At 73.2% G+C, this 7758-nt stretch carries 6 protein-coding genes; 3 read left to right on the forward strand and 3 right to left on the reverse strand.

The annotated features are described in order from the left end of the window. The first annotated feature begins 46 nt into the window (after positions 1-46). Positions 47-259 carry an acyl-CoA carboxylase epsilon subunit gene (locus tag T328_RS29380; protein WP_496499240.1) on the forward strand — a complete coding sequence of 71 codons (213 nt, stop codon included), beginning with the start codon at positions 47-49 and terminating at the stop codon, positions 257-259. A gap of 233 nt (positions 260-492) precedes the next feature. Here T328_RS29380 and gltX read toward each other — a convergent pair whose 3' ends face one another. The 3 genes from gltX to T328_RS29395 are packed head-to-tail and all read right to left on the reverse strand — an operon-like array spanning position 493 to position 3076. Next, positions 493-1995 carry a glutamate--tRNA ligase gene (gltX, locus tag T328_RS29385; RefSeq protein ID WP_496499249.1) on the reverse strand — a complete coding sequence of 501 codons (1503 nt, stop codon included), beginning with the start codon at positions 1993-1995 and terminating at the stop codon, positions 493-495. Positions 1996-2014: 19 nt separating this feature from the next. Next, a complete protein-coding gene (locus T328_RS29390; RefSeq protein WP_496499241.1) occupies positions 2015-2827 on the reverse strand; it encodes a fumarylacetoacetate hydrolase family protein in 813 nt (270 codons plus the stop codon). A 45-nt stretch (positions 2828-2872) separates the two neighbouring features. After that, the gene (locus T328_RS29395; RefSeq protein WP_496499242.1) at positions 2873-3076 is read right to left on the reverse strand and encodes a hypothetical protein; all 204 of its coding nucleotides are present in this window, start codon (positions 3074-3076) and stop codon (positions 2873-2875) included. A 652-nt stretch (positions 3077-3728) separates the two neighbouring features. Between T328_RS29395 and T328_RS29400 the strand changes: the two genes are divergently transcribed. Further along, a complete protein-coding gene (locus T328_RS29400; protein WP_496499243.1) occupies positions 3729-7337 on the forward strand; it encodes a sensor histidine kinase in 3609 nt (1202 codons plus the stop codon). Continuing rightward, positions 7338-7758 (forward strand): roadblock/LC7 domain-containing protein (locus T328_RS29405; RefSeq protein ID WP_496499244.1); only part of this gene is annotated, 421 nt, incomplete at its 3' end.

Genomic DNA, 7758 nt, shown 5'->3' on the forward strand with positions numbered 1-7758 from the left:
CGACCGCCCCGCTTCCGACCGCGCAGAACAGCCCAGGAGCACAGACGTGACCACGCCGAACACCGAGAACCTCGTCCGGGTCGAGAAGGGCGAGGCCAGCGAGGAAGAGCTGGCCGCGCTCACCGCGGTACTGCTCGCCCGCGCCGCCGCCCCGCGGCCGGCGCACGCCCGCCACGGCGGGCACGGCGCCTCCGCGGCCCGCTGGCGCCGGCTGGAGCGCCAGCACGGCTTCCGCGCCCCGCACAGCTGGCAGCGCTGACCCCGGCGCCCGCCCCGCGCACCCCAAAGGCCCCGCGCGAGCGGGGAGTTCACGCGTCGTGAGCGCTCGGCGTACGGGGGGCCGCCACAGTCCGCGCGAAGCCGGCGCGCCGCCGTGGCGCGGCCACGGCCCGCGGCGACCGACCCGAAGAAGCCCGGCCGCCACGGTCCCCACGCCGCACACATCGAGCACACCGCGGTCGGAGCCACCGGCCACTCCCGCGACGCACGCGCCTAGCCCTGCGCCGCCTCCAGCCGCGCCAGCGCAGCGTCCACGCGCGCCAGGGTGCGCTCGCGGCCCAGCACCTCCAGGGACTCGAACAGCGGCAGCCCCACCGTCCGCCCCGTCACCGCGACCCGCACCGGCGCCTGCGCCTTGCCCAGCTTCAGCCCGTGCTCCTCGCCCGCGGCGAGCACCGCCTCCTTGAGCGCCGCCGCCGACCACTCGGCCGCGGCCAGCTTCCCGCGCGCCGTACGCAGCAGGTCGGCCGCGCCCGGCTGCCCCGGCTGCCCCGGCTGCCCCGGCTGCCCCGGCTTCATGGCTTTGTCCCACGACTTCTCGTCGGACACCGGCTCGTCGAGGAAGAGGAAGTCGACGTTGGCCGTGATGTCGGACAGCACCGTCAGCCGCGTCTGCGCCAGCGGTGCCACCGCCGCGAAGGCGTCCGCGTCGAACGACTCCTCCGGCCACGGCGCGAACGGCGCGCGCAGCCAGGGCCCGCAGCGCTCGGCGAAGTCCTTCACGTCCAGCATGCGGATGTGGTCCGCGTTGATCGCCTCCGCCTTCTTCAGGTCGAAGCGGGCCGGGTTGGGCACCACGTCGGCGATGTCGAAGGCCGCGACCAGCTCCTCGCGGGTGAAGACGTCCCGGTCGGCGGAGAGCGACCAGCCCAGCAGCGAGAGGTAGTTGATGAGCCCTTCGGGCAGGAAGCCGCGCTCGCGGTAGAGGTTGAGCGAGGACTGCGGGTCGCGCTTGGACAGCTTCTTGTTGCCCTCGCCCATGACGTACGGCAGGTGGCCGAACTCCGGCACCCGCTTGGCGACGCCCACGTCGATCAGCGCGCGGTAGAGCGCGATCTGCCGCGGGGTGGAGGACAGCAGGTCCTCGCCGCGCAGCACGTGCGTGATCTCCATCAGCGCGTCGTCGACGGGGTTGACGAGGGTGTAGAGCGGGGCGCCGCCGGCACGCACGAGGCCGTAGTCCGTGACGTTCTCGGGTGCGAAGGTCAGCTCGCCGCGCACCAGGTCGGTGAAGGCGATCGTCTCGTCCGGCATCCGGAAGCGGACGATCGAGGTCCGGCCCTCGGCCTCGTACGCCGCCACCTGCTCGGCGCTCAGGTCGCGGCAGTGCCCGTCGTACCCGGAGGGCCGGCCGGCCGCGCGCGCCGCCTCGCGGCGCTCCTCCAGCTCCGCCGCGGTGCAGTAGCAGCGGTAGGCGTGCCCGGCGTCCTGGAGCCGGCGGGCCACGTCGGCGTAGACGTCCATGCGCTGCGACTGCCGGTACGGCGCGTGCGGACCGCCGGCCTCGGGGCCCTCGTCCCAGTCGATGCCGAGCCAGTGGAAGGAGTCGAGCAGTTGCTCGTACGACTCCTCCGAGTCGCGAGCCGCGTCGGTGTCCTCGATCCGGAAGACCAGCGAGCCGCCGGTGTGGCGGGCGTACGCCCAGTTGAACAGGGCGGTACGCACCAGGCCCACATGGGGGTTTCCGGTGGGGGAGGGACAGAAGCGGACCCGCACGGGGGTCGGGGGGGCGGTGCTAGCCACGCTTGATCACCTTGTTGGCGAGAGTGCCGATGCCTTCGATGGTGACGGCGACCTCGTCGCCGTCGTGGAGCGGGCCGACGCCCGCGGGGGTCCCGGTGAGCACGACGTCGCCGGGCAGCAGCGTCATCGCCTCGGTGACGTGCACGATCAGCTCGGGGATCGAGCGCACCATGTCCGTGGTCCGGCCGAGCTGGCGCTGTTCGCCGTTGACGGTGCACTGGATGGCGATGCCCTCGGCGATCCGCGCCGGGTCCAGCTTCGTCTCGACCCACGGGCCGAGCGGGCAGGAGGTGTCGAAGCCCTTGGCCCGGGCCCACTGGTTCTCGCGCCGCTGGACGTCGCGCGCGGTCACGTCGTTTGCACAGGTGTAGCCGAGGATCACGTCCTGGGCCCGCTCCAGCGGCACCTCGCGGCAGAGCCGGCCGATGACGACGGCCAGCTCCGCCTCGTGCTGCAGGTCGTCGGAGAAGGCGGGGTACGCGATGGGGTCGCCGGGGCCGATCACCGAAGTGGACGGCTTGAAGAAGGTGACGGGCACCTCCGGCACCTCGTTCCCCAGCTCCGCGGCGTGTTCGGCGTAGTTGCGGCCGATCGCGACCACCTTGTTGGGGAGCACGGGGGGCAGCAGCCGCACCTTGTCCAGCGGGAGCCTGCGGCCCGACCGCTCGAACTCGGCGAAGGGATGGCCCTTGATCACGTCGAGGGTGACCTCGCCCCGAGGGGCGCCGGCGCCGTCGAAGCCGCCGGAGCCTTCCACCACACCGAACGCGACGCTGCCGTCGACGGAGAACCTGGCGATACGCACGGGGCCCAGGTTATCGCCCCGCCGCCGGGCGTCGCGCCGCGCGGGTCAGGCGCCGGACGGGACCTCCTCCAGCACGGTGCGGCGCGGGTTCGCGGTGCGCTCCGGCGCCTGCGCGCCCCCTGACCCGGTCGCCGCGGCGGCGATCCGGGCGGCGACCGCCCCGGGCGGCTCGGGAAGCAGCAGGTCCCCGGTGTCGTCGAGATGGGCGAGGGTGGTGCGCCGCGGGTTGGCTGTGGTGCGGAGGATCATGACGGTTACGCGCGCCTTTGCGTGCTGGGGCCCGCTGCCGGGCCGACGAGTTTCTGTGCGTGTTCCTGCGGGTGCCGGAGCTTTACGGAACGCTCCGTTGTGTCAAAGGAAGGGTAGGCGCCGCATATTCCCCACGCCGTCGGGACCCATCCCGTGCGGCATTGTGACTTTCCTCACCCCGCGGGTGACGAATGCCGAATATCGTCTACCCCAACGATCGGCTAAAACAGGCTGTCTCCAAACAAAACTGACATTCCCCAACTGATGGGCCCGACCCGGGACACGGGCCCGTGCCATGCACCTCGTGGAAAATGTCCGTTATCCTCACCCGTCACGTCAGCCACGTGTAATGTGGCTGGCACGGTGAGTAATTGCGGTCGAGCTGTTACCCCCGGGCCTTGTTGGAGATCCCGGCACTGTGCTGGAATTCCACGGACCGTCGCTGGGGTGCAGTCGACGCAGAGGGCGCAACGAGGCGTCACGCGGGGGGCTGTACGGGGAGCTTGCGCCGGTTGGTTCACGGCGGACGGGGGCCTAAGCTCCCGCACGACCAGACAATGCTCCGGTGCTTGCGCCGGAGCCGGTCCTAGAGGTTGCGACGCTAGTGCAGGGACGATTGAAGACTGACGGCAGCGTTCCGGGCGAGCCTGAGGTGCGCGGGTCGACCGACCGCGCGGCCTCTCTTCGGTACGGCCAGAGCGCGGGTTCCTCGCCGGGCCGGCCGGCCGACCGCGGCAGCGCCCGAATACCCGCGCCCGAGGCCGGGGACTTCGCCAACATGCGGCAGCCCAAGGGCGCGAAGGGTCCGGGCTCCCGGATCCTGCTGCGCAACTGGCGCATCAGCACCAGACTCGTCTCGCTCCTAGCGCTCCCCGTGGTCGCCGCGACCACGCTGGGAGCCTTCCGCATCGAGGACTCCTGGCAGAACCTGCAGCAGCTGGAGAACATGAAGCTGCTGACGGACATGACCGAGGAGGCCACCGAACTCGCCGACCGGCTCCAGCAGGAGCGCGACAAGTCGGCCGGCCTCATCGTCGACGGCAACCCCAAGCACCCCGACATCACCGACGCCCGTGACGAGACCGACAAGGCCATGGTCGCCTTCAGCCGGTCCGCGGACGAGATCGACACGACCGACGCCGAGGACCTCGCCGGCGTCAACAAATCGCTGACCAGCGTCATCGAGAAGCTCAACAGGATCAACAGCATTCGCACGTCCGCGTACGCGGACGACACCGGCGGCGCCGCCCAGACGGTCAAGGCGTACGGCGAACTGGTCGACTCCCTGGTCTCGCTCTCCCAGGACATGGCCCTGGCCACCAGCAACCCGGACATGATCGCCAAGACCCGGGCCCTGGCCACCTTCTCCTCCGCCAAGGAGTACGCCTCCGTCCAGCAGGCGATCATCAGCGCCGCCCTCGCCGAGCAGCCGCGCGACGACTTCGCCGAGGCCGACCGGCTGGAGGCCGCCTCCGCCCAGGAGGCCGAGAGCTCCTCGCTCAAGCTCTTCGCCCACCTGCACTCCGGCCGGATCGGGCTGACGGATCTGATGCGCTCGCTGGACGGCGGCAACGCCTCCGTGCAGCAGGCCGACACGTTCGCCAAGAACCTGGTGAACAACCCGGACAGCATCAAGAACGCCGACATGAGCTACCGGCACTGGTACGAGCTGGACAGCGTCAAGATCGAAGAGATGAAGAAGATCGAGCAGCACCTGCTCCAGGAGATGGAGCAGACTGCGCGCGATCTGCGCTCCGAGGCCCAGCAGGAGGCGATCCTCAACGGCGTCCTGATCCTGCTCGTCCTGCTCATCTCGCTCGCCGGCGCCTTCGTCGTCGCCCGCTCCATGGTCCGCTCGCTGCGCCGGCTGCAGGACACCGCCCAGACCGTCGCCCAGAAGCGGCTGCCCGAGCTGGTCAAGCAGCTCTCCGAAGCCGACCCGCAGGACGTCGACACCTCCGTCGAGAACGTCGGCATCAACAGCCGGGACGAGATCGGCAAGGTGGCGACCGCGTTCGACGACGTCCACCGCGAGGCGGTCCGGCTGGCCGCCGAGCAGGCGCTGCTGCGGGGCAACGTGAACGCGATGTTCACCAACCTCTCCCGCCGGAGCCAGGGCCTCATCCAGCGTCAGCTCTCTCTCATATCCGAACTGGAGTCCCGCGAGGCCGACCCGGACCAGCTGGAGAACCTCTTCAAGCTGGACCACCTCGCCACCCGCATGCGCCGCAACGGCGAGAACCTGCTGGTCCTCGCCGGCGAGGAGCCGGGCCGCCGGTGGACCCGCCCGGTCCCGCTGGTCGACGTGCTGCGTGCCGCCGCCTCCGAGGTGGAGCAGTACGAGCGCATCGAACTGTCCGCCGTGCCCGCCACCCAGGTCGCCGGCCGGGTCGTCAACGACCTCGTGCACCTGCTCGCCGAGCTGCTGGAGAACGCCACCTCGTTCTCCTCGCCGCAGACCAAGGTCAAGGTCACCGGCCACGCCCTGCCCGACGGGCGGGTGCTGGTGGAGATCCACGACACCGGCATCGGGCTGTCGCCCGAGGATCTCGGGGCGATCAACGAGCGGCTGGCCAACCCGCCCACGGTGGACGTCTCCGTCTCCCGCCGCATGGGCCTGTTCGTGGTCGGCCGGCTGTCCCTGCGCCACGGCATCCGCATCCAGCTGCGCCCCTCCGACTCCGGCGGCACCACCGCGCTGGTCATGCTCCCCGTCGACGTCACGCAGAACGCCGGCGCCGCGGGCGGCAAGCAGCCCGCGTCCGGCGCGGGCGCCGGCGGCCCCGGCAAGGGCGCCCCGGCGCGCGGCGGCGCCGCGGGCCGTGCGGGCGCGATGAGCAGGCTCGGTGCCGCGCAGCAGCGCGGCCAGGTGGGGGCGGGCGCGGGCTCCGGCCGGCCCGCGCTGCCCAGCCGCGACGCCGGCGGGTCCGGTGGCCCCGGCGGGTCCGGCGGTCAGCGCCCCGGGCTGCCCGGGCGTACGCCCGGGGGCGCCGGTTCCGGCCGGTCCGGCCCCGGTACGGGGTCCGCCTTCCCGGGCGGTTCCGCCTTCGGTGCCGTGCCGGGCGCGAACTCCGGCTCCGCCAACGGCCTCGGCGCCGCGCCCGCCCGCCCCGGGCTGCCCGGCCGGCCGGGCGGCGACTCCGGTTCCCGCGAGCCGGCCGACGCCCAGCACGCCGGCGCCGGGCCGCGCGACTCCGGCCGCGACCAGCACGACCGCCCCCGGCAGCACGACGACGCCGACACCACCCAGTTCTCCCGCCCCGACGTGTCCGGCCCGCCCCCGGGGGCCGGTGCGCCCGGCGGCGGCCAGGGGATCCCGGCGTTCGGCTCCGTACCGCCGCCGCGCTCCCCGCAGGCGCCCGTACCCGGCGAGGCCGCCTCGTACGGCGCCCCGCAGGACACCGGCGAGCACCCGATGCCGCCGCCGCTGCAGCGCCGTCCGCAGCCCGGCCCCGGCCCGCAGGACACCGGCGGGCACGCGCTGCCGCCGCGGCCGGGTCCCGCGTCGTACGACACGGGCGAGCACCCCGTGCCGCGGCCCGGCCCCGGCGCCGGCCCGCAGGACACCGGGGAGCACCCCATGCCCGGGCAGCGCCCCGGCCCCCAGGACACCGGCGAGTACGCGATACCCGGGCAGCAGCGCCCGGGGCCGCACGACACCGGCGAGTACCCCACGGCGGTGCCACCGCAGCGGCAGGCCGAACCGCCCCTGGGCGACGGCCTGCTCGACGGCGGCCCCGTACCCACCCGCGGCGACGAGCGGACTCCGATCTTCGAGTCGATGGAGTCCGACTGGTTCCGCGGGACCCGCGGCCGCGGGCAGGAGCCCGTGGCCCCCACCGCCGCGCAGGGCGCGCCGGAGGCCCCGGCCGCCGCGCCGCCCGCCGCGCAGCCGGACCAGGACGCCGCGCCCCCACCGGCCGCTCCCGCGCCGCAGCCGGCCACGGCCACCGCCGCACCGGCCTGGCGGCCCTCGCCCAACGACGACCGCTGGCGCCGTGCGGAGCAGCTGCGCACCCCGCAGGCGGGCGGCGTCACCACGTCGGGGCTGCCGCGGCGGGTGCCGCGCGCCAACCTCGTCGCGGGCACCGCGCAGCAGTCCGCGAACGCCAGCGGAACCCAGGTCTCGCGCGCGCCCGACGACGTGCGCGGCAGGCTGACGAGCCTGCGCCGGGGAATCCAGCGGGGCCGCCGGGCAGGCGGCACCGGTGAGACCCTCGGCGGCAACGGCTTTGGTCCCACCTATCAGCAGGAGCGTTAGTTGAGTCCATTGAGCCAGGCGGCGCAGAATCTGAACTGGTTGATCACCAACTTCGTGGACAACACCCCGGGGGTGTCGCACACGGTGGTGGTCTCCGCCGACGGACTGCTTCTGGCGATGTCCGACGGCTTCCCGCGCGACCGTGCCGACCAGCTGGCGGCGGTGGCGTCCGGTCTCACGTCGCTGACGGCCGGTGCCTCGCGCATCTTCGAGGGCGGCAACGTCAACCAGACGGTGGTGGAGATGGAGCGCGGCTTCCTCTTCATCATGTCGGTTTCGGATGGTTCCTCGCTGGCCGTGCTGGCGCACCCGGAGTGCGACATCGGCCTGGTCGGCTACGAGATGGCGCTGCTGGTCGACCGGGCGGGCGCGGTGCTCACCCCCGATCTGCGTGCGGAGCTGCAGGGCAGCCTGCTGAACT

It is taken from the genome of Streptomyces sp. CNX435, from assembly GCF_059570575.1.

Coding starts and splice junctions, on each gene's coding strand:
- T328_RS29395 (WP_496499242.1), bottom strand. CDS start 3,076: ATGATCCTCCGCACCACAGCCAACCCGCGGCGCACCACCCTCGCCCAT.